Here is a 21,874-nt window from a genome sequence, read left to right on the forward strand (position 1 = left end):
GTACCCTGAGTTGTAATTGGGAATGCCGTTGCAGTAGTTCCGGTTACCGTTCCCGCACAGTTATCAGTAGTGGTTGGTGCCATTGGTGTAACCGAACATTGTCCTGTTACATCAGAAAGTGTTGGTACTACAGGTGCTGTACTATCGTTGATGATTACGTTTTGTGTAGCCGTACTGGTGTTACCATTACCATCCGTAAAAGTCCACGTTACTACCGTTGTACCCTGAGTTGTGATTGGAAATGCCGTTGCAGTAGTTCCGGTTACCGTTCCCGCACAGTTATCAGTAGTGGTAGGTGCCGATGGTGTAGCCGAACATTGTCCCGTTACATCAGAAAGTGTTGGTACTACAGGTGCTGTACTGTCGTTGATGATTACGTTTTGTGTAGCCGTACTCGTGTTACCGTTACCGTCTGCAAAAGTCCATGTTACTATCGTTGTACCCTGAGTTGTGATTGGGAATGCTGTTGCAGTAGTTCCGGTTACCGTTCCCGCACAGTTATCAGTAGTGGTTGGTGCCGATGGTGTAGCCGAACATTGTCCTGTTACATCAGAAAGTGTTGGAACTACAGGCGCTGTTGTATCCGCAACCGTAATTGTTATAGTTGCACAACTTCCTGACGTTGCACAACCTCCTTCACCGCGAACATAATACGTGGTAGTAGTTCCCGGACTTACCGTTACAGAAGTACCGCTTCCTATACTGCTTCCTCCGCAAGATGTACTGTACCATTGCCATTGGGTAGCGCTATTTAAACTTCCTGCTGTAATGGAAAGCGTTGATGAGCCACTTGCACAAATGGTTGTAGAAGTAGCTGATACAGTAGGGACACTCGCTGAAAAACATTCATGATATTTAGCAACAAATATGTCATTTGCATTTAATGATGTTACATTACCCGTTCCGTTTAAAGGTTCAAAATCAGCAGTATCATTAAAAAATCCGGTAACGTTTAGATCACCATTTGCATTTAAAGCAATCGAATATCCACTGTCGCTCCCGGTACCCCCTCCATTTTTAGCCCATAAATAGTTTCCGTTAGTGTCGTATTTAGCAATAAAAACATCTGAATTTCCAAATGTTGTTAGATTGTCTGTTGCTGCTGATGGATCAAAATCTGCAGATCCTCCTAAAAATCCGGTAATGAATAACTGACTGCTGCTGTCTAATGCAATGGAATTTCCATATTCATTGGAAGCGCCTCCCATATTTTTTGCCCAAAGATAACTACCTGCAGAATCATATTTGGCAATAAAAATATCCTGGCCTCCAAAAGTACTCAAGTTTGCCGTAGCTCCTGATGGATCAAAATCAGCTGTATTCTGAAAATAACCCGTAATAAATACGTCACCATTAGTGTTAACCGCTATACAATTAGCATTATCATTACTCGTACCTCCCATGTTACGGGCCCAAATGTAGTTCCCGTTGGTATCATATTTCGCGATAAAAATATCATTAACACCAAATGAAGTCAGGTTAGCAACTGCTACTGAGGGATCGAAATCGGCGGTAGCGTTAAAGTAACCTGTAATATGAATTTGTCCACTATTGTCCAGTGTTAAATAAGTAGCATAATCGTCATTCATACCCCCTATTTTTTTGGCCCATATATAGTTCCCGTTAGCATCATACTTAGCTATATAAGTATCATACCCACCAGTTGGACTCATGTTAGCTGTAACACCTGAAGGGTCAAAATCAGCTGTTCCGTAAAAAAAGCCGGTAACAAAAACCTGATTACTGTTGTCTACGGCTATAGAAAGGCCATTTTCATTTGATCCTCCACTTATACTCTTAGCCCAAATGTAATTTCCGTTGGTGTCGTATTTAGCAAAAAAAGCATCTACACCTCCAACAGATGTTAGCGAAGCAGTAGCTCCGGAAGGGTCAAAATCAGCTGTTGCCTGAAATGTTCCCACCACATAAACTTGGCCGTTATTATCAATAGTCATCCCTCCGGCTAAATCATCACTGACTCCTCCAATTGCCTTTGCCCAAAGATAATTCCCGTTAGCATCATACTTCGCAATTACAATATCGCGCGAACCTGCTGATGTTAAATTCGCTACAGTTGCTGAAGGGTCAAAGTCAGCTGTTCCTTGTAAAGTTCCCACTATGTAAACATTTCCAAGATTGTCCGTCTTTACGGCCACTCCATGGTCACTAAAAAATTGATTTGGATAACCACCAATATTTAAAGCATTTGAATAAGCCCCTGCCGTACTGTAAGCCGCTACAAAACAGCTTCTGGTGCTGGTTCCTGCTACTAAGTTTGAGGTTGCAGCTGACGGATCAAAATCTGCAGTGAGCTGAAAATATCCTGTAATATGTACATTACCACTACTATCAATAGCCATTGAATTGACATCGTCAGGGCTGTTTCCTCCCACTACTTTCGCCCAAAGGTAATTTCCGTTGTTATCATATTTGGCAATAAAAATATCCTGGCCACCCCCAACCGGGACTAAATTATTAGTTGCAGCCGCAGGGTTAAAATCCGCAGTGGCACTAAAATATCCTGCAACGTGTACCTGACCGGAACTGTTTAAAGCGATTGATCTGGCAATATCTTCACCAACGCTTCCCACTGATTTCGCCCATACATAATTTCCACTTGTATCATACTTAGCGAAGAAAATATCAACACCTCCTACAGAAGTAAGGTTAGCTGCAGCTGCTGCCGGGTTAAAATCGGCAGTCCCCTGAAATTGTCCGGCAATATAAACTTGTCCTGTAGCATCTAAAGCTATTGAATTAGCAATATCCATACTGGTGCCTCCAATAGCTTTGGCCCAAATATAATTACCGTTTGAGTCATATTTAGCAAAAAAACCACCCCAATCTCCTGCCGTTGTTAAATTTGCTGTAGCTCCTGACGGATCAAAATCACCTGTACCTAAAAAACCTCCTGTAATATGCACTTGGCCACTACTGTCTATAGCAAGATCATAAGAATAAACATTACCGGTTCCACCCATAGCTTTCACCCATAAATAGCTCCCGTTGTTATCGTACTTAGCAATAAATGAATTATTTCCGGCACCTCCTCCAACTGGATAGCCTGTACCCGCAGAAGGATCAAAATCAGGAGAACTATTATAATAACCTGTAATAAATATTTCACCAACACTGTTAAGGGCTATAGAAATATAATCTTCTGAATTACCTCCTTCTAATGATTTAGCCCAAAGGTAATTTCCATTATTATCATATTTTGCAATGTAAAAATCTGTATTTACAGTGGAAACAAGATTGGCCGTGGAAGCTGAAGGGTCAAAATCCGTTGTTCCTTCAAAATTTCCAACAACATATAGCTGTCCTGTGGCATCTATGGCAATAGACATTCCGTTCTCATTGTTGCTGATTCCTCCTATTGCTTTTGCCCAAACATAATTTCCGCTTGCATCATACTTAGCAATGAAAAAGTCCTGACTACCTCCTGTTGAAGTTAAATTAGCGGCAGCCGGGGATGGATCAAAATCTGCAGTATTTTTAAAATTCCCGATAACATATCTGTTTCCGGCAGCATCCACTGCAATACTGCGTCCTTCGCTGTTTCCTCCCATCGGCGTACCGACAGCACTAAAAACCCAATCCAACTGAGGATCTGCCTGTGCATATAAATTTGAAGAAGTTAAGCTTAAAATAAACAAAAGAAAAGAGTAGATTTTTCTCATAAATAGTTGTTTTATAATCCATTGCAAAGAAAAACATAAATAAGCAAACAGACAATCACTAAATATGGTGATTTTCAAAAAAGACTTAACCCTCAGTTATAAATTATAAGTTATGAATGAAACAAGGTAATAACAAAGACCAAAACACCCATCAAACCACCCGACCTAAAAGAATTATGAGTTATGAATTATGAATGAAATAAGACAATAACAAAGATCAAAACGCCCATCAAACCACCCCGACCTAAAAACGCGTAGCCGTTAAGAAAAATAAAGCCCAGACCGTTAAGAATTATCCGCTGTTTGATCTCGTTGTGTGCAACGAGAGAGTTCGGAGAATTTAGGGCTTGGCTTTATTTTTTAGGCGGAGCGTTCAAGTCTTGAAACCTTTAGGTTCACGAAATCCTTAGGCAAAATAACACTTGAGTATTTTTTGTTTCTTTTGTATCAAGACAAAGTACAAAGAAAAACATATCCACCACAAAACAATAACCTCCCTTAAAGAACCGTTAAAGTAAAAGAATAAAAAACCAATATTCCGTAACTTTGTATTTTCCAAAAACGTGTTATGCAAAACCTGTATTCCATAGCAATTTCGCCGCCTGACGAGGTAATTACTTCTGTGAAGCACATGAAGGAAGACCTGAACAAGGAGGTAGGCTGGTTCAACAGTAAGAACTCGAAGGCACACATTACCATCAACGAGTTCAAATCGTCTGAACTCCAGCTGGAAAACATCAAAAAACAACTCACCTACATCTGCAATGGTTTTGAGCCTATTAAAGTACACATGAACAGTTTTGGGAGTTACAACAACGGTGCTTTTTACATAGCGCCGGACCCCTGTTCAAAAATGGGTTTGAAAGCCATTATGAGCCATGTGAACAATTCCCTTTGTATCGCCGAGAAGAAAACAAACAACGATCCGCATATGTCCATTGCCCGTCGTTTAACACCGGAGGCCTTGGGAAAAGCACAGGAAATGTTTGAACAAGTCGATATTAATTTTCTTTGCGACCATGTGGTGATTCGCCAGTTTAACCCTGATTTGAAACAATTCGAAATCATAGACCGGTTTCCTTTCAAAAACAAACCCAGTTATACCCAGGGCAGATTGTTTTAAACCGAAACCATTATCCTAATACCCAATTAGTATGAGAAAACATATACTGTTATCGCTGTTTACGGTAATCATTATCGGATGCAAACCTGCAAGACAAACTCAGGATACAGCAACAGCAACACCAACTGACCACATTTATTTCAAAGCAACCGGCAATGAACCGTTTTGGGGATTGAGCATTTCAGAAGCCGAGATACAATTAAAATCGCTGGCAGATGATAAAACCTATACTTTCCCGCATAAGGCGCCTATTAAAGCGATGGATGCCAATGTAAAAACCTATCGCACCGAAAACGCGGAAGGCAAACTCGAAATCGTTATCCAGCAGGCGGAATGCATTAACGATATGTCCGGGGACAAATCACCGTATACCGTTACGTTGACTTTTGAAAAGAAGAATGCAGCAACAACCCGCTATAAAGGCTGTGGAAGCTATCAGTTACCAATACGTTTTCATGACATCTGGGCTTTGGAAGAACTTAACGGCCGGAAAGTTACCCTGAATGATTTTACAAGACAAATGCCTTTTTTCGAAATAGATTCAAAAACCAATACGTACAGCGGTTATGGAGGATGCAACGGCATGAGTGGCAAACTGTTTTATGAACCCGGGGTATTGCGCTTTGAAAGAGGCATAAGTACGTTGATGTACTGCGGAGATTACAACAAAGAAAACGAGTTGTTTGAAACCTTAAGCAAAGTAACCCGATACGAGTTCAAAGACCTGCGTCTGGTATTGTCCAATCCGAATGGCGTATTGGTGGTAATGAAAAAAGTAGATTAAATGTAAAACCTGTTGGTAGGTTTACAAGGAAGATTCTTTTAAGCCCCTTTCTATATTCTATTCTCTTTATTCAATATTCTGCAATCTGCAATCAACATTCTGCAATCAATACCATTTTCCGTCCACATAATACCACCGCTCCCCTTCTTTTTTGAAGGATGACTTCTCATGATGCGTGTGCGGTACTAGGCTACTGTCCAGATAATATGCTTTGAATTCCACAACATTATCTGTCGCTTTTACTATTTCCAGTCTCACCCAATGATTTTCGGAAGCAAAGGCTAAAATATCTTTCTTATTATGATATTTACGGGTAGAAAGATGCGTAGTCGCCATAAGATAATCCGCCTGCTGCAGACAATACGCCGAATACCGTGAACGCATCAAAGCTTCCGCAGTTGGAGCTTTTTCTTTCCCTAAAATGAATGGTTCGCAGCAGTCACTAAATAACTTTTCGGAGCCGCAATAGCAATTTGTTTTGTTGTCCATTGTTTTAATTTACTTCCTTTTGCAAAGATATTCTTTTAAGTCCTTTCTATTTTCTATTTTCTGCAATCTTCAATCTTCAATCTTCAATCTTCAATCTTCAATCTTCATTTAAATTAACGCTGACTAAACTATTTAATAAAATTCATGTTAAAATTTGTTAAAATTCATAAATTAGCTTTGCACAAACTAAAAACTATGAAAACCAAACAACACTACTTAATTGCCTTAATGCTAATGGTTATCCAAGGTATTACGGCACAAACCACCCTAATTCCTACGGGTTCCAGCTGGAAATATCTGGATAACGGAAGCAACCAGGGAACCAACTGGACAGCAACAACTTTTGATGATGCTTCATGGGCCAGCGGTAATGCTCAGCTTGGTTATGGCGATGGCGATGAAGCAACTGTGGTAAGCTACGGACCGAGTTCAACCAACAAATACATTACTACTTATTTCCGAAAAACATTTACCCTTACCAACCCGACTGATTATGTGAATTACACTTTAAAAGTAAGACGTGATGACGGTGTGGTAGTGTATATCAACGGAACGGAAGTATACCGAAACAACATGCCAACAGGAACAATCGCCTATAATACAGGGGCTTCAACGGCTTGTAGTGATGATGGCGGATCTTTCTTAACTGCTACCCTAACGCAAAGTGCCTTTGTTGCCGGAACCAATACAATCGCTGTGGAGATTCACCAGAACAACGGAAGCAGTTCGGATGTAAGTTTCGACCTTTCTTTGGAAGGCAATACAACTGCTGCCACTACAATCAAACACATAAGATGGGGAAGTAACAAAAACCCATTGGAAGGTTTAACCATCAACTGGCGCAATACCGGTACAGCAGATAAAATCAAATGGGGTTATACTACATCTTATGAACAAGGCGAATTCAATGGCGTAATGCGTACTGGTTATGCTGATAAGTTTTTCAAATACACCTTCCCGACTGTAACAGCTGATGCAACAATTTACTACCAATTATACGATTCACAAGCTGCGGTTTGGACAGCACAAAAAACCTACAGAACAGCACCGCCGGTAAACACAACTAACTTCAGCTTTTTAGCTATTGGAGACAGCCGTTCGGGTATGAGCATCTGGAATCAGGTATCGACTTTGGCACATTCCAAAAATGCGGCTTTTACCATCTTTAACGGAGACATTGTAAACGACGGAGGTTCCATTAGTGACTGGGACAGTTGGTTTGATAACGGTAAAACCTTTGTGGAAAACAACTTAGTGTTTCATTCTTTAGGAAATCATGATGCTGCCAGCGTTCCGGATTATCAGAATAATTTCGAATTACCAAAATCGGTTCCTACAACCGGGACAACTTTATATTACGCTGTTGATTATGGCAATGCAGTTTTCATCTCCCTAAACTCAGAAAGCCCTAACGATACTGCTCAATACAATTGGTTAATCAGTACGTTACAGGCGAATGTAAACAAACGTTGGAAAGTGGTATTCTTCCACAAACCTTTCTACACTATCGGAAGCCACGCAGGTGAAATGAATTCTTACTTTAACACTTGGTGGAAAGCCTTTGATGATTACGGAGTGGATTTAGTGGTAAACGGACACGACCACATGTACGAAAGAACCAAGCCAATCAACCGTAACGTAAGTACAACTGCCGCGGTTACAAATTATGGTAGTGGCGCTACAGACGGAAGATGTCAGATTGTATGCGGTGGTGCCGGTGCGCCGCTATACGCAGGTACTCCAACCTGGTTCATCCAATCGTACCAAAGTAAATACAACTTCTGTAAAATGGACGTTACCGACAACAGTCTTTGTGTGACTTCGGTAGATCAGAACGATGTAACAATAGACTCTTTCTGTATCAACAAAACTACTTTAGGAACCGCAACGGGTCAGACATTCAATCCGATCAAAGTTGTTCCAAACCCGGTAACAGACATATTCACTTTAGATTATCAATCTGCAGACTTAGGAGAAGTTAACATCAGAATTTACGATATGAACGGAAGATTGGTAGCCGAAGAAAAAGCACAAAAGCAACAAACCAATTTTACGTTCCGATACAACATGTCTAAATTCCAAAAGGGCGTTTACAACCTGGAAATCACAGTTGGAAAACAAAAAGACACTTCGTTAATCGTAGTAAAATAAACTAATTTACTATCAAAAAACCTCTGGGATTTGCTCTCAGAGGTTTTCCTATTGAAAAGAATTATGGCGGTAAAAACTAACACACAATACCTAAACAAACTGGAATGGATTGCCCGCATAGGTGTTTTCGGCACCTTCCTTGGCCATGGTATTGTAGCGTACAACGTAAATTTAAAATGGGTACCGTTACTCACCTGGACTGGTTTTTCGGAAAGTCAGGCAGTTACTTTAATGCCTTACATCGGCATCATGGATATTACGGTGGCTTTTATTGCCCTGCTCTACCCTATTCGTAGTGTTCTAGTCTGGGCAACATTTTGGGCTTTTATGGCCGCCCTGAGCAGACCTTTATCCGGTGAACCGATTATAGAATGCGTGGAACGATCAGCCAACTGGTGTTTGCCATTGCTGCTTTTATTGCTATTGCTAAACAATCCTTCCGGAAATAGATTATTGAAGGTTCCCGCTAACAAATAAATATCGAAGTATCTATTTTAGAATTGCCTTAGTTAATCTTCTGATGCAACTGATTCAGCAACACCTGATATTTACTGATTTCAATCAAATGCTCATCTTCTTCGGCATGGTCTAACAACTCGTCCAGCAATTCACTGGCATCCACCAATTTATTATTAGCCGCTTTAAGATCCTTAGCCGCAATTAAGTCGATTACCTGTTGAATCGTTATTTGAAGTTCAGTGAAGTTGATGTCCATAGTTTATTTTTTGTAAAGGTATTATTTTTCTTTTGTCCTAGTGAAATAGAAAGTTCAACAAGTACTATAAATTCTATTTCTTTTTCTTTTGTCTTGACACAAACCTTTAGGTTCAACGACCCGAGCGTAAGCGAACTGGCGAAGCAATACCAAAACAAAATAAAATCTATGAGTTAAAAGAAACAAAAAATCAAGACTTGAACGCTTCACCAAAAAATTTAAAGCGCTTCCTAAAATCTCCGAACTCTCTCGTTGCACACAACGAGATCAAACAGCGGATATTTCTTAACGGAATCTCTTTAAATTTTCTTAACGGCTACGCGTTCTATGTCATAAGGGCTTTGATGAACGTTTTGTCTTTGTTATAACCTATTCTCACTCATAACTTATAATTCAAAATTCATAATTCAAAAACCTCTATTTTTGTATTCATGGATTCACTAACCCAAATAGTCTTAGGAATAGCCGTTGCGGAAGTATGTGCCGGTGACAAACTCAAGAACCGTGTTTTTCTTTATGGAGCAGTATTAGGTACTATTCCGGATTTGGATGTATTGGTAGGCAAGTTATTCCTGAACGATGTTGACAGTGTTATGATTCATCGCGGGTTAAGCCATTCACTCCTGTTCCATCTGTTACTGGCGCCCATTTTAGGCTGGCTGATTTCCAAACTGGAGAAGAACAGGATTGGTTTTAAACAGGCGGCCATTCTATCCTTTTGCTGTTTGTTTACCCATCCGCTTTTGGATTGGTTTACTACCTGGGGGACGCAATTGCTTTGGCCGTTAGACAACCGGTATTCCCTTAAAACCATCTTTGTGATTGATCCGTTGTACACTGTTCCTTTTATTTACTTTTTGGTTAAAGTGTGGAGGGCTAAAGACATAGTAATCAGAAGAAATCATGCGATAAGAGGCATTGTTGTCAGTAGTAGTTACCTGCTGTTGTCATGTGTATTGAAACTCTATGCTTTGCATCAATTTGAAAAGGCCGCCGCTGCCCAAAATATCAATTGCACCGACATCATCGTAAAACCGACGCCTTTCAATTTAATTCTCTGGAACGCCAACATCGCTACACCAAATGAATACCTTATTGGCGATTATTCCCTATTTGATTCTAAACCAATCCGCTTTCAAACCTATCCCAAGAATCCTGATTTGGAAACACAGCTAAAAGGCAATAGCGACTTCGAAAAGCTAAAAATAATAAGCGAAGGCTGGTACCTGATGACCGAAAGAAACGGCATCATCTACTTAAACGACTTGCGTTTTGGCTTGTTAGACGATAATCCGAAAGCACCCCGATTCGCTTTCAGTTATCAATTCGTGAAAGGAAAAAATGGTGTACAGGCCATTGAAGCCCCGAAAGAAAGAGGTGATGCAAAAGCATTGCTATCCAAAATGTTTACGCGGTTAAAAGGGAATTAATTATCCTCTAAGCAAGTTGATACTCACCGTGGCATAGTCCGTATGCGGGTATTTTTTGAAATAAAGCATGTCCGGGAACAAACCGGCTTCCGCAGCCACTTTGTGCATTACGTCAATTTCCACTATATACTGATCTGAAAAACCATGGGTGGCATCATAAGCCGTTGCGGCGGTACTTCCCAGATTAGCAGCCGTTAAGTTTGGTGCAACGGTATGCAGTTCAATCATCAGCAAACCGTATTTACGTACATAAGGCGACCATTTTCTGAAGTGTTCCAACAGATTATCTTCCACTTCATTGTTGGTTAAATGTTTCCCGCGATGCGCAAAGGAACCGGTTGAAGTACTCACTCTGCCTGATGTAGTGGTTTTAGGTTCTTCCCAGATGCGGTTGTGGTCCAAAAAGGTTCTGACGTTGAGCAAATCTTTTAAGTCGATGTTGTAGCTTTCTTCCAGATCCTGAGCAAGTCCTTCCGGATTACCGATGTCGCCCCAAATGACTTTCGCCCAGATATCCGCTTTGATCAAATTGGCTCTGGTGACTTTTAATGCGGCCTGGTTATAATCCGCGCCCACCAAAAACAACGGATGTTCATCCAACATTTTACCGCGTAAGGTTTGACGTTCGATTACATTGAAAATATGCTCTAAAAAAGCTCCGTTTCCGCAGCCCATGTCCAGAATCCCTTTAGGTTGCTCGTGAATCGGTTTATTGAACAATTCGATGATAATATCGTCTATGACTTTAAAATAGGTTGCATGCGCGCCTCCACTGCCCCAAACGTTCATTTCACGGTTCACATGTATCTCATCCTGATTAGGCGCGATATCACGCATCTCGTTAGGATTACCAAACAACAGGCTTTCCATATGCTTGAACATCGGCAAATACGATACGGTTACACCATAAGCACTTGCTCTTTTGGCGAAAAACAAACCGTCTTCGGTAAATTGATAATTGCCTTTTTTCTCCATAAACCAGCCTAAGTGGGTAAAGAAATTAAGCATCACCGTAAAAGCTTCCGGTTCTTTATGAAATTCTTCCGCGCGGAAAGATGTCTCCATGAAGTACTTGTGAAACATACCGCTCATCCCCAAACTCACAATCAGCGGGGCTACCAGATAGCCTTCAATATGCATCAGAATTTGTTGCTGGATGGCTTTCTTTTCCTCATCATTTTCCAATACCAAACCATACTGATTCCTATACTTCTGAAAAAGCGGTTCCAGTTTTTCAATGCTTTCTGCCGTTATGGTATTGGCTGTAAAAACATCGGTGGTATTAAGCAGCAACACCACATCATTATACAATGGGAACAACGAAAAGGCGAACTCCGTTTTACTGTTGGTTTCCACCGTAACCACATTGGTTTGGTTATCCACCTGATACGTTAAAAATCCCTGTGAGGCCAACATGCGAAGTGCCACGTTTACATAGCCTTCATTGGCCTTGAATTGTGCAGTTACTTCCGTTACAGTGGTTTTCTTTTGCTGCAGCAGATAATCCAAAACTCCTTTGTCTTTGAGATTAATGGCAACCGGAGCAAGGGTTATACCGTCTAAATGGCGGAAAATGGCTTCGCGTAGTTTGGTTTTTGGTATCATGTGAGAATGTGTCTATTCTCAAATTTAACGATTTTTTCTTTACAATAATCTTTTGTTTTGAACTAAACTTCAAATGTACTTTGCTTAAATACTGGAACGATAAAATCTTTTTCTTTTCTTTTGTCTTGACACAAACCTTTAGGTTCAACGAACTCCAAAACAAAATAATATTAAGTGAGTTAAAAGAAACAAAAGGTCAAGACTGGAACGCTGCACCTAAAAATTTCAAAGGTTCCCAAAATTCTCCGAACTCTCTCGTTGCACACAACGAGATCAGACAGCGGATAATTCTTAACGGAAACCTTCGAAATTTTCTTAACGGCTCCGCATTCTATGTCGTAGTGCTTTAATGAACGTTATGTCTTTGTTATAACCTATCCTCACTCATAACTCATAACTCATAACTCATAACTTATAATTCTTAACGGTTACGCGTTCTTAGGTCGTAAAGACTCTAATCAACTTTTTGCTTAAAGAACATGGTGGCTCAGGTTCTCGAAGTCGATTGAACTTTTGTCTTTCTCGAGTATGTTTTTGAGGTTATTGAGACTGATATCCATGTCTTTGGCGAGCATTTTCTCCACCACGGATACCATAATGTTTAAAGGGTATTTCATGGTACTAGTGTTGTTCCATATTACTCTTGTTTCTTTGTCGGATACGTGCTCCATTACATAGTCGGCATAGGCAACGGCTGGAAAAGGTCGTACAAAACGGACTTCGGTTGCTATCTTTTTACCTTCCTCAAGGGCTTTGATTTCCAATTCGCCTTCTCCGGCTTTTTTGTTTCCGTTCCAGGCGTAAATGAAGCCTACGGTGCCGTCGGTTCCTCTGAAATCCCTTTTCATACCTGGATCGACCATTACCCATTTGTTGAAGTTATCCTGGTTTTTAAGCAGTTTCAGATAATCAAACACTTCCTGTTGTGTGGCTTTGATTACTATGGAACGATGCACATCATAACTTTTCTTACCGAAAAGTGCGAAAATCAGGAATAGTGTAATAATTCCCGCCAAAACCATTGCAACTATGATTAAAATGTTCATTTTGATTCTTTTTAAGATTGGTTATCTTGTAAAGTTAGCATTAAATCATTCAGTACCAAATAGAAAAATATGGCTTACGATTCACTGTTGTTCTCTTCGTTAAACTTTTTGGTGATGGCCTTCAGCTTTTCCTTGCGGAGTTTTTCAGCATCCTGTTCCCGGTTTTTCTTCTGATCGACTTTCTTCTTATGTGCAAGTCTGTTGGTTTCGTTACGACGTCCCATTGGCAGTATATTTACGTTTGATTTCTATAAACGAAATATTTGAAGTAATAAGCTGATTAACTATTTCTTCACGTAATTGATTCATATCTTTAAAGATAAGGTATTTTGCCCAGCTATCAGTAGTTAAAACTTCATTAAGCGTCCTGATGGTTTTCGCTGTTTCCGAAGCATTGCGCAATTGTGCCTTTCCATCGTAGGCAGGATTGTATTTGTGCTGAAAAGTAACTTCCTGTGTTTGCGAGTTCACCTCAATGTAAAAAAGGTTTTCCTGCTCGTTATTCGGATAAAAGTCAGTCCAGTTGGCATACCCAACTTTCATTCGCTGATTCACCGATTGCTCATCGGATTCCAGACGCCATCGGCAATTAGCCGCCCTGCCCCAATGATTGGAAACCCGATACACGCCTTCTTCCGTAAAATAATAAGTACTGCCGGAATCGCTTTTATGATTGGGTTGCAATTGTTCCAGCACACCGGCATCTACTTGTTTAAAAACACAAAACGTATGTTTATGAAAATTGAATTTATTGTATTTCTTCAGCATGCTTTTAGTGTTGGCCTTTATTCATCAAATACGAAGTAAGCTGCTTGATTTTCCCACTCTGCATGTGGAATACATCACAAAAAACCAAATTCAGGATTTCCCCCGTTTTCATCTGACACTGAACCTCACCTTCCGCCACCACTATATCGTTTTCTTCCACCATTCGCGTAACCTGAATACTGGGCTTCCCAACAAAGTTCTCGTTTTCGATTTCCTTATCAAATGCTTCTTTTCCGGAAATGGTAAACGAACCGGGAATGTGCCAGATAACATCATCGGTCAGACAGGCTAAAATAGCTTCATGATTTAAAACCTTGAAGGCTTCCATATAGTCTTGAACGGTTTTTTTATTTTGTTTCATATGATTTTTTGTGATAGTCAAAGGTACTGATTTTGTCTATTATGTACTTTGTCTTGATACAAAGTACCAAAAATCAAGACTGGAACGCTCCACCTAAAAAATCAGAACACTTACTAAATTATCTGAACTCCCTCCGGTCAGACAACAGATAATTCTTAACGCAAGTGTTCTGATTCTTCTTAACGGTTACGCGTTTTAGGTCGTGTTGCTTTAATTGACGATTTGATCTTTGTTATTACCTTTTCTCATTCATAACTTATAATTTATAATTCATAATTCCTTACTCAATTCCCTATCTTTGAAAAAATATTATTCTACATGAAAGAAATTGTATTGACTTTTGGTGCTTTATATGGTGGTTTGGCGGTTATTTTTGGGGCGTTTGGGGCACATGCTTTGAAGAAAAGAATGAGCGAAGACTTACTGAAGAGCTTTGAAACCGGAGTGAAATACCAAATGTATCATGCGCTGGCTTTACTTTTAGTCAGTTTGCTTCTGCCCTTTGAAAATGGTTTGCAAAATGCGGTTGGCTGGTGCTTCATTTTTGGTATACTTTTATTCTCTTTCAGTATTTACGGATTGTGCCTAACAGCCATGAATGGCAACAAATGGCGCTTTCTTGGGCCGATTACACCATTAGGCGGTTTATTACTGGTTGCAGGTTGGTTGCTTTTAGCACTTTCCGTGTAACAAATTTCTTAATTTACTACTTATTTCATTCGAACATTAACCAAACAAACTATATGAAATCGCCATTAACCCAGAGTTTGCGCAAGCAAACACAAATAAAAAAAAGCGACCCGAGCGGTAGCGAACTGGCGAAGCATACCATATATGACCTCTTAAAAATAAATTTTACATATATGAAAACAAATGCAATTGCTTTGTCGTTGTGCCTTTCCGCCACTTTGTTGGTAGGCTGCAAAAAAGACGGCAAGGAGAATTTAGCCGAATTGACCGACCCTTTGGTTACCAATCGCGATACGACTGTTAATCCGGCGAATGACTTTTTTAATTATGCCAACGGCGGATGGTTCAAGAAAAACCCGATTCCGGCATCGGAACGCAGCAACGGTATTTTCAGAACCATTGGTGATACCATCAACTCACAAATCAAACAAATCTGCGTAAAAGCTTCGGAAGATACAGGAGCAGAAAAAGGCAGCAACAAACAGAAGATTGGTGATTTCTATGCTTCCGGCATGGACGAAAACGCTATTGAAAAAGCAGGTTTGACACCGTTAAACGGAAACATGCAAAAAATCGATGCAATAAAAGATGTCCCGTCTTTAATGACAACCATCGGTTATCTGCATACACAAGGTGCCGGTCCTGCTTTCAGTTTTTATGTGGGACAGGATGATAAAATCAGTACACAATACGCTTTGTTTTTATCGCAGGGCGGATTGGGAATGGGCAACCGTGATTACTATTTCAATACCGATGCGGAAACCGTTAAAATCCGTGAGGAATATGTAAAACACCTTGAAGCCATGCAAAAGCTTACAGGTCAAAATGCCGAAGCTGCCAAAAAGAACGCCGCTTTAATCATGAAGATGGAAACCGAATTGGCAAAAGCATCCAGAAAACTGGAAGCGCTTCGTGATCCGATCAAAAACTACAACAAAATGAAAGTAGCTGATCTGGATAAATCAACGCCAGCCGTGAAATGGTCGCCGGTGCTTCAGGCCATGGGAATTAAAAATGCCAGCGAAGTAATTGTCGGACAGCCGGAATTCTTCAAAACCCTGAATACTTTGGTAAGCCAATATACTATCGAAGACTGGAAAGTATACCTGAAATGGGATTTGACGAATTCCTACGCTTCTTATATGAACAAAGCTATCGATAAACAGAATTTCTACTTCTATTCTACCGTAATGAACGGCGTTAAAGAACAGAAACCGCGTTGGAAAAGAGTCGTGGAACAAACAGACGGTTCCTTAGGGGAATTGATCGGACAGATTTATGTAGCAGAATACCTTCCGAAAGGTTCAAAAGAGAAATTACTGGAAATCGGAAACAACATCCGTTCCGTGTATGCAGATCACATCAAACAATTGGACTGGATGAGCGAAGCTACCAAGAAAAAGGCGCTGAGCAAATTGAGCAAAATCGTAATGAAAGTAGGTTATCCTGACAAATGGAAAGACATGAGCGCTTTAACCATTGACAGAAGTTCTTACTGCAAAAACGTGATCAACGCAAACATTTGGGGTTACAACTATATGGTTTCCAAATTCGGAAAACCGGTTGACCGAACCGAATGGAGCATGTATCCGCAAACCTATAACGCGTATTACAACCCGAGTAATAACGAAATTGTAGTTCCTGCTTGTAATATTATCGTTCCGGGATTTGAAGGAAGAATGCCGGATGACGCCATCTTATACGGAATCATCGGAGGATCGACTTTCGGACATGAAATCACACACGGTTTCGACGATCAGGGAAGCCAATACGACGAAAACGGTAACCTGAACAACTGGTGGACAGCGGAAGATTTGAAGAAATTCAAAGAAAAAACCAAGCTGATTGTAGAGCAATTCAACAACTACACGGTTTTAGGAACCAAACACTTAAACGGTGATGCCACTCAAGGTGAAAATATTGCCGATTTAGGTGGTGTGGTAATGGGTTACGAAGCGTTCAAGAAAACGGAACAGTACAAAAAACAACAAAAAATAAGTGGTTTATCACCGGATCAGCGTTTCTTCTTAGCCTACGGGTATGCGTGGATGGTGAACATGAAAGATGAATCGTTAGCCAACCAGATCATGACCGATGTTCACGCTCCGGCACAATGGCGAATCAACGGACCATTGAGTAACATCCCAGAATTCTATAAAACATTCAATGTGAAAGAAGGTGACAAAATGTTCCTTCCTGAAAACAAAAGAGTGAAGATTTGGTAATACAAACCAATTGCAATAAAAAAGGAGCTTGAATAAGCTCCTTTTTCTTTTTATATACTTTTGATTATGCTTTCGGTTTCATAATTAACAACGATGGGGTTTTGTTCAACCACGAACTTTGTTTGTCCAAAAGTTCTTTCCAGGTTTCCACACTGATAATCATTAAATCCTGTTCGTCCAGTAAAGCCTTTTCAATTTTTCTTTCTACCGCCAATTTTACGTGCTTAGGATATTGCTTGCTGATTTTATCAATCTTCTCATTAAAAACGGAACTTCCTTTCAAATGTCCTGCTTTATCAAGGATTGTAACAGTAGCGCTTGAGTTCTCAATCAATTGTTTAGCGTAATCTAAAAGGAATAAATCGCTTTCATCCAGCAACAAGACAAAAACCTGATTTGCATTCTCGAAGTTCTTATCCACCAAAATACCAACAGGCACTTCGGTTTTGGCTAAAATCATGGCTGTACTTTCGTCGAAATGCTCGCTTTCAAACAATTTCTCCTTACCGGTAAATTTGCTGATTAAACTCTCAGGGCTAATGATTCTGGTCGTAAATCCAAGTACTTTCCCCAAAAAGGTTCCGTCGAAAATGGACTGGCTCAAACTCATCAGTACCAAATCGAAATCGCCTTTATTGGAAACCTCTACAACATCATTTTCCACTTCGATGGAACTCTTGAAAATGGTTGTTAACTTTTGGTTCAGTTCTTCCGAAGTCTGCAATACCGGTTTAAAACTATCTTCTTCGTATTGGTCAATATTGTACGGATTCAACTCGTTACTTGGTAAAATATGCATTGCCGTAACGATGGCATTATTGTTCATTTTCTTCACGAAATTATTCGCCAAACGCAACAAGGACTGACTCTCATTGGCATTATGGAACGAAAACAATATTTTGAATTTGTTGTTCTGAACAATTTCCTTCGGAACAATCTCTGCTTTTGATTTAAATACAAAGTTGATGATATCCAAAGCCGGTCCAGTCATAAAAGTCGTCACCAAAGCCATAATCACCATCATGGCAAAGATTTCAGGTTTCAGAACACCTAAATCGTAACCGATATTTAGCACGACAAGTTCCATCAGACCACGTGTGTTCATCAAGGCTCCGATGGTTAAACTGTCTTTCCAGTTCTGCCCAACATATTTGGCAGTCAGCGCACTTCCGACAAATTTACCTACTACGGCCACCAAAACAATATACCCGCAAACTTCCCATAAATAAGCGTCATCCAACAAACCTATCTGCGTACGAAGTCCCGTAAACACAAAGAACAACGGCAATAACATTACCTGGGAAACATCTTCCACTTTTTCGATGAAAACATTACGGAAACGCATACTTTCCGGCATGATTACACCGGCCATAAAAGCCCCGAATAAAGCGTGGATACCAATTATTTCCGTTGCATAAGATGAAATAAGCAATGTCAAAAAGAAAATAGCCACTACCGGTTTGGTTATGCTAACCGGATCATCATAAAGCTCTCCGATACGCTTTAAGAACGGCTTTACCACTTTCAGCATCAGCAATACATAAATAATCGCTAAAGCAATGATATAAAGCGAACTAAGAAACGAACCTGCTTTTACAATCGCAATTACGGCAGCCAGAATACACCAGGCTGTAATATCATCTGCTGCGGCACAGGTAATTACCATGGCCCCTAATTTGGTTTTGTGCAGTCCGCGCTCCTGAACGATTCTTGCCAAAACCGGGAAAGCGGTAATACTCATGGCAATTCCGGTGAATAATGCAAACGAAAGAAACTCAACGCCTTCCGGAGCAAAATCCACGTAAATGAAATACGCCAGAACCAATCCCAAAGTAAACGGAATTACAATACTGGCATGACTGATAACCACAGCTTCTTTGGCTTTGTTCTGAAGCACTTTCAAATCCAGTTCCATTCCTACCACAAACATGAACAATATCAACCCTATCTGACTAAGGAACTGCAAATTGCCTAATGATGCTGAAGGAAACAAAGCTTGTGAAAATTCAGGAAAATAATGCCCAATCACCGATGGTCCTAAAAAAATACCGGCAAGGATTTCACCAATTACACTTGGCTGGCCTATTCGTTTAAAGATAGCACCAAAAAGTCGCGCCACAAAAACGATCATTACAATCTGTGCCAATAAGATCGCGAGCGGATGGGTAAGATTATGCCCTAATGAGTTTAAAAATTCCTGCCATTGGCTATTCCCAGAATTGGCAACAACAACATTTCTGCCTGCTTCCAGGTCTTTACCATGCTGAACGGTCCAATACATGATGGCTGAAGTAGCCCCGACAATACTGAAGTAAAAAAAGCTGTTTTTGAATTTTTTCATAATAAAAACAAGCGGTTGATGCTTTTCGCTTACGGACATCAATATTAGTAATAAAAAAAGAATTAAAGGTTATTGGAACAATATTTATTAAAACGGTAAACATGACAATTATCATTTTCGTTTTCTGAGGTGAAAAGTACTTTTGAAACTGTAAAATCTAAGCTATGAACAAGTCTTTAATTCAAAAATACAACGTTCCCGGGCCCCGCTATACAAGCTATCCGACAGTTCCTTATTGGGAAGAAAGTTCTTTTTCCAAGGAAGGCTGGAAAAACAGTTTTATAAAATCATTCACAGAAAGCAATGTTACAGAAGGCATAAGTTTGTACATTCATTTACCGTTTTGCGAAAGCTTGTGCACTTTTTGCGGTTGTCATAAACGCATTACAAAAAGGCATGAAGTAGAGCATCCTTACATCGAATCGGTTTTAAAAGAATGGAAATTGTACTGTGATCTGCTTCCGGAAAAACCATTAATCAAAGAAATTCATCTGGGCGGCGGAACACCAACGTTTTTCTTACCGGAAAATTTAGAAAACCTCATCAACGGAATATTCAAACGAGCCGAAAGAGCAAAAGAATACGAATTTAGTTTTGAAGGGCATCCTAACAATACCACTCGCGAACACCTTCAAAAATTATACGATATAGGCTTCAGAAGAGTGAGTTTTGGCGTCCAGGATTACTCCGATAAAGTACAGCACGCCATTCACAGAGTTCAGCCTTTTCACAATGTGGCAAAAGTGACATTCTGGGCAAAAGAGATTGGATATACTTCGATTTCACACGATTTGATCTTTGGCTTACCGTTTCAATCAATTGAAAATGTTGTGGATACTATTGAGAAAACCAAAGCCCTCTCGCCAGACCGATTAGCGTTTTACAGTTATGCGCATGTTCCGTGGATAAAAGGCAACGGACAACGCGGCTTTAATGATGAAGATGTTCCAAAGGATGATGAAAAAAGGCGCTTGTATGAAATCGGGAAACAATTACTGGCGAAAAAAGGGTATCAGGAAATCGGCATGGATCATTTTGCATTGAAAAAAGACACCATGTTCCAGGCTTTTCAGGAAGGGACACTGCATCGCAATTTCATGGGATACACTTCATCCAAAACCCGGTTAATGATTGGTTTAGGCGTTTCCTCCATCAGTGACAGCTGGTATGGTTTTGCCCAAAACGAAAAGACTTTGGAAGATTATTATAAACGATTGGATAACAATGAAATTCCGGTTTTCAAAGGCCATATTTTAAACAACGAAGATTTGATAATCCGCAAACACATTCTAAATCTGATGTGCCAATTCACGACTTCCTGGGATGAAAGTCATTTGTATTTTGAAGAATTACCGGAAGTTTTAGCACAATTAACTGAAATGGAAAACGACGATTTACTCATTATTCAACACAATGCCATCACCGTTACCGAACAAGGCAAACCTTTCGTACGGAACATTTGTATGGCCTTTGATTTACGTTTAAAACGAAAAGCGCCGCTAACACAATTGTTCTCGATGACGGTTTAAAAAACACAAACGCCTGACAAACAAAAACTTAATAGTAAAATCATCTTCATTTCACCCTGATTCCAAATTAAAAGCTGTAATTTTAAGGTAACTTTCTATGGGATATATTAATGCCTGAATCCACCTGTCAATCCTAATTTTAAAATCATCATTATGGCAACAAAAGATTTAAACATTGTATTAGTACATGGTGCTTGGGGAGATGGCTCGCATTGGCAACACATTATTCCGGCTTTACATAAAGAAGGGTACAAAGTTCGGAGTGCTCAAAATCCATTAACTTCTTTGGAAGATGATATTCAAAAAACCAAAGATTTACTGGATGCTCAGGAAGGGAAAGTTTTATTGGTAGGACATTCGTACGGTGGCTCGGTAATTTCAGGAGCAGGTAATCACGACAAAGTAGCCGGGCTGGTTTACATTGCAGCATTTGCTCCCGACAAAGGAGAAAGCTTAGGAAGTATATTTGCCCGAAGGGAACAACCTGCCGGAGGAGCAAGCATTTATCCGGACAGTAAAGGATATTTATGGATCAAATACGATGAATACCACAAAAGTTTCTGCCAAGATTTAAATGAAGATGAAACTCTGGTCATGTCATTGGCACAAAAACCAATTCACGGAAAATGTTTTGGTGAAGAAGCCGGAGAACCTGCCTGGAAAAACAAACCGAGCTGGTATCAGGTATCAGATAACGACCGTATGATTCCGCCGGCAACCCAAAAAGAAATGGCCGAAAGAATGAATCCGAAAAAAATAGTCCATTTAGATGCAAGTCACGCCTCATTAGCTTCCCGTCCGAAAGAAATAACCGAATTGATTTTAGAGGCCGCAAGAACAATCGAAAGTTGAACAAATCAACAAGTATTTTAAATCGTATTTTTATACTAACAGAGCTTTGAATCAAACTTCAAGGCTCTATTTTCTTTATATTTGA

General features: G+C 40.0%; 18 protein-coding genes. 9 read left to right on the forward strand and 9 right to left on the reverse strand.

Annotated features, from left to right (window positions below):
* A partial coding sequence (locus ACWPKD_RS12255; protein WP_455412969.1) for an SBBP repeat-containing protein occupies nt 1–3,680 on the reverse strand: 3,680 nt, incomplete at its 3' end.
* A gap of 568 nt (nt 3,681–4,248) precedes the next feature.
* Here ACWPKD_RS12255 and ACWPKD_RS12260 point away from each other — a divergent pair.
* Both ACWPKD_RS12260 and ACWPKD_RS12265 read left to right on the forward strand, forming a co-directional pair.
* Complete coding sequence (locus ACWPKD_RS12260; RefSeq protein ID WP_455412970.1) at nt 4,249–4,803, forward strand: 2'-5' RNA ligase family protein; 555 nt, start codon at nt 4,249–4,251, stop codon at nt 4,801–4,803.
* A gap of 31 nt (nt 4,804–4,834) precedes the next feature.
* Entirely contained in the window at nt 4,835–5,587 is a 753-nt protein-coding gene (locus tag ACWPKD_RS12265; RefSeq protein WP_455412971.1) for an META domain-containing protein, read from the forward strand.
* A gap of 105 nt (nt 5,588–5,692) precedes the next feature.
* On the opposite strand, the gene ACWPKD_RS12270 is transcribed toward ACWPKD_RS12265, so the two are convergent.
* Nucleotides 5,693–6,076 (reverse strand): YchJ family protein, encoded by a 384-nt coding sequence (locus ACWPKD_RS12270; RefSeq protein ID WP_455412972.1) that lies wholly within the window; start codon nt 6,074–6,076, stop codon nt 5,693–5,695.
* 195 nt (nt 6,077–6,271) lie between these two features.
* Here ACWPKD_RS12270 and ACWPKD_RS12275 point away from each other — a divergent pair, with 195 nt between their 5' ends.
* Nucleotides 6,272–8,227 (forward strand): T9SS type A sorting domain-containing protein, encoded by a 1,956-nt coding sequence (locus tag ACWPKD_RS12275; protein WP_455412973.1) that lies wholly within the window; start codon nt 6,272–6,274, stop codon nt 8,225–8,227.
* A gap of 63 nt (nt 8,228–8,290) precedes the next feature.
* Nucleotides 8,291–8,704: a hypothetical protein gene (locus ACWPKD_RS12280; protein WP_455412974.1), complete on the forward strand. Its 414-nt coding sequence runs from the start codon at nt 8,291–8,293 to the stop codon at nt 8,702–8,704.
* Between the two features lie 28 nt (nt 8,705–8,732).
* On the opposite strand, the gene ACWPKD_RS12285 is transcribed toward ACWPKD_RS12280, so the two are convergent.
* The gene (locus ACWPKD_RS12285; protein ID WP_455412975.1) at nt 8,733–8,942 is read right to left on the reverse strand and encodes a hypothetical protein; all 210 of its coding nucleotides are present in this window, start codon (nt 8,940–8,942) and stop codon (nt 8,733–8,735) included.
* Nucleotides 8,943–9,373: 431 nt separating this feature from the next.
* Here ACWPKD_RS12285 and ACWPKD_RS12290 point away from each other — a divergent pair, with 431 nt between their 5' ends.
* Nucleotides 9,374–10,372 (forward strand): metal-dependent hydrolase, encoded by a 999-nt coding sequence (locus ACWPKD_RS12290; RefSeq protein WP_455412976.1) that lies wholly within the window; start codon nt 9,374–9,376, stop codon nt 10,370–10,372.
* Here the strand turns inward: ACWPKD_RS12290 and ACWPKD_RS12295 are convergent, their stop codons facing one another.
* The 5 genes from ACWPKD_RS12295 to ACWPKD_RS12315 form a co-directional block, all read right to left on the reverse strand.
* Nucleotides 10,373–11,977 (reverse strand): class I SAM-dependent methyltransferase, encoded by a 1,605-nt coding sequence (locus tag ACWPKD_RS12295; RefSeq protein ID WP_455412977.1) that lies wholly within the window; start codon nt 11,975–11,977, stop codon nt 10,373–10,375.
* Nucleotides 11,978–12,447: 470 nt separating this feature from the next.
* On the reverse strand, nt 12,448–13,023 hold the full coding sequence (locus tag ACWPKD_RS12300; RefSeq protein ID WP_455412978.1) for an SRPBCC family protein: 576 nt from the start codon (nt 13,021–13,023) through the stop codon (nt 12,448–12,450).
* Nucleotides 13,024–13,097: 74 nt separating this feature from the next.
* The gene (locus tag ACWPKD_RS12305; protein ID WP_455412979.1) at nt 13,098–13,247 is read right to left on the reverse strand and encodes a hypothetical protein; all 150 of its coding nucleotides are present in this window, start codon (nt 13,245–13,247) and stop codon (nt 13,098–13,100) included.
* The gene (locus ACWPKD_RS12310) at nt 13,234–13,791 is read right to left on the reverse strand and encodes a hypothetical protein (protein WP_455412980.1); all 558 of its coding nucleotides are present in this window, start codon (nt 13,789–13,791) and stop codon (nt 13,234–13,236) included. The genes ACWPKD_RS12305 and ACWPKD_RS12310 overlap by 14 nt, the downstream gene beginning before the upstream one ends.
* A 4-nt stretch (nt 13,792–13,795) precedes the next feature.
* On the reverse strand, nt 13,796–14,152 hold the full coding sequence (locus ACWPKD_RS12315; RefSeq protein WP_455412981.1) for a nuclear transport factor 2 family protein: 357 nt from the start codon (nt 14,150–14,152) through the stop codon (nt 13,796–13,798).
* Between the two features lie 318 nt (nt 14,153–14,470).
* Here ACWPKD_RS12315 and ACWPKD_RS12320 point away from each other — a divergent pair, with 318 nt between their 5' ends.
* Together ACWPKD_RS12320 and ACWPKD_RS12325 are read left to right on the forward strand one after the other, a co-directional pair.
* On the forward strand, nt 14,471–14,842 hold the full coding sequence (locus tag ACWPKD_RS12320) for a DUF423 domain-containing protein (protein WP_455412982.1): 372 nt from the start codon (nt 14,471–14,473) through the stop codon (nt 14,840–14,842).
* A gap of 173 nt (nt 14,843–15,015) precedes the next feature.
* Entirely contained in the window at nt 15,016–17,067 is a 2,052-nt protein-coding gene (locus ACWPKD_RS12325) for a M13 family metallopeptidase (protein ID WP_455412983.1), read from the forward strand.
* 64 nt (nt 17,068–17,131) lie between these two features.
* Here the strand turns inward: ACWPKD_RS12325 and ACWPKD_RS12330 are convergent, their stop codons facing one another.
* The gene (locus ACWPKD_RS12330) at nt 17,132–19,408 is read right to left on the reverse strand and encodes a cation:proton antiporter (RefSeq protein WP_455412984.1); all 2,277 of its coding nucleotides are present in this window, start codon (nt 19,406–19,408) and stop codon (nt 17,132–17,134) included.
* 164 nt (nt 19,409–19,572) lie between these two features.
* Here ACWPKD_RS12330 and hemN point away from each other — a divergent pair, with 164 nt between their 5' ends.
* The gene (gene hemN / locus ACWPKD_RS12335) at nt 19,573–20,937 is read left to right on the forward strand and encodes an oxygen-independent coproporphyrinogen III oxidase (RefSeq protein ID WP_455412985.1); all 1,365 of its coding nucleotides are present in this window, start codon (nt 19,573–19,575) and stop codon (nt 20,935–20,937) included.
* Nucleotides 20,938–21,090: 153 nt separating this feature from the next.
* Nucleotides 21,091–21,789, forward strand: a complete 699-nt coding sequence (locus tag ACWPKD_RS12340) for an alpha/beta hydrolase (protein ID WP_455412986.1) — start codon at nt 21,091–21,093, stop codon at nt 21,787–21,789.
* The last annotated feature ends 85 nt before the right edge of the window (nt 21,790–21,874 follow it).

The organism is Flavobacterium pedocola (assembly GCF_053764385.1).

Coding starts and splice junctions, on each gene's coding strand:
- ACWPKD_RS12260 (WP_455412970.1), top strand. CDS start 4,249: ATGCAAAACCTGTATTCCATAGCAATTTCGCCGCCTGACGAGGTAATT.
- ACWPKD_RS12265 (WP_455412971.1), top strand. CDS start 4,835: ATGAGAAAACATATACTGTTATCGCTGTTTACGGTAATCATTATCGGA.
- ACWPKD_RS12270 (WP_455412972.1), bottom strand. CDS start 6,076: ATGGACAACAAAACAAATTGCTATTGCGGCTCCGAAAAGTTATTTAGT.
- ACWPKD_RS12275 (WP_455412973.1), top strand. CDS start 6,272: ATGAAAACCAAACAACACTACTTAATTGCCTTAATGCTAATGGTTATC.
- ACWPKD_RS12280 (WP_455412974.1), top strand. CDS start 8,291: ATGGCGGTAAAAACTAACACACAATACCTAAACAAACTGGAATGGATT.
- ACWPKD_RS12285 (WP_455412975.1), bottom strand. CDS start 8,942: ATGGACATCAACTTCACTGAACTTCAAATAACGATTCAACAGGTAATC.
- ACWPKD_RS12290 (WP_455412976.1), top strand. CDS start 9,374: ATGGATTCACTAACCCAAATAGTCTTAGGAATAGCCGTTGCGGAAGTA.
- ACWPKD_RS12295 (WP_455412977.1), bottom strand. CDS start 11,977: ATGATACCAAAAACCAAACTACGCGAAGCCATTTTCCGCCATTTAGAC.
- ACWPKD_RS12300 (WP_455412978.1), bottom strand. CDS start 13,023: ATGAACATTTTAATCATAGTTGCAATGGTTTTGGCGGGAATTATTACA.
- ACWPKD_RS12305 (WP_455412979.1), bottom strand. CDS start 13,247: ATGGGACGTCGTAACGAAACCAACAGACTTGCACATAAGAAGAAAGTC.
- ACWPKD_RS12310 (WP_455412980.1), bottom strand. CDS start 13,791: ATGCTGAAGAAATACAATAAATTCAATTTTCATAAACATACGTTTTGT.
- ACWPKD_RS12315 (WP_455412981.1), bottom strand. CDS start 14,152: ATGAAACAAAATAAAAAAACCGTTCAAGACTATATGGAAGCCTTCAAG.
- ACWPKD_RS12320 (WP_455412982.1), top strand. CDS start 14,471: ATGAAAGAAATTGTATTGACTTTTGGTGCTTTATATGGTGGTTTGGCG.
- ACWPKD_RS12325 (WP_455412983.1), top strand. CDS start 15,016: ATGAAAACAAATGCAATTGCTTTGTCGTTGTGCCTTTCCGCCACTTTG.
- ACWPKD_RS12330 (WP_455412984.1), bottom strand. CDS start 19,408: ATGAAAAAATTCAAAAACAGCTTTTTTTACTTCAGTATTGTCGGGGCT.
- hemN (WP_455412985.1), top strand. CDS start 19,573: ATGAACAAGTCTTTAATTCAAAAATACAACGTTCCCGGGCCCCGCTAT.
- ACWPKD_RS12340 (WP_455412986.1), top strand. CDS start 21,091: ATGGCAACAAAAGATTTAAACATTGTATTAGTACATGGTGCTTGGGGA.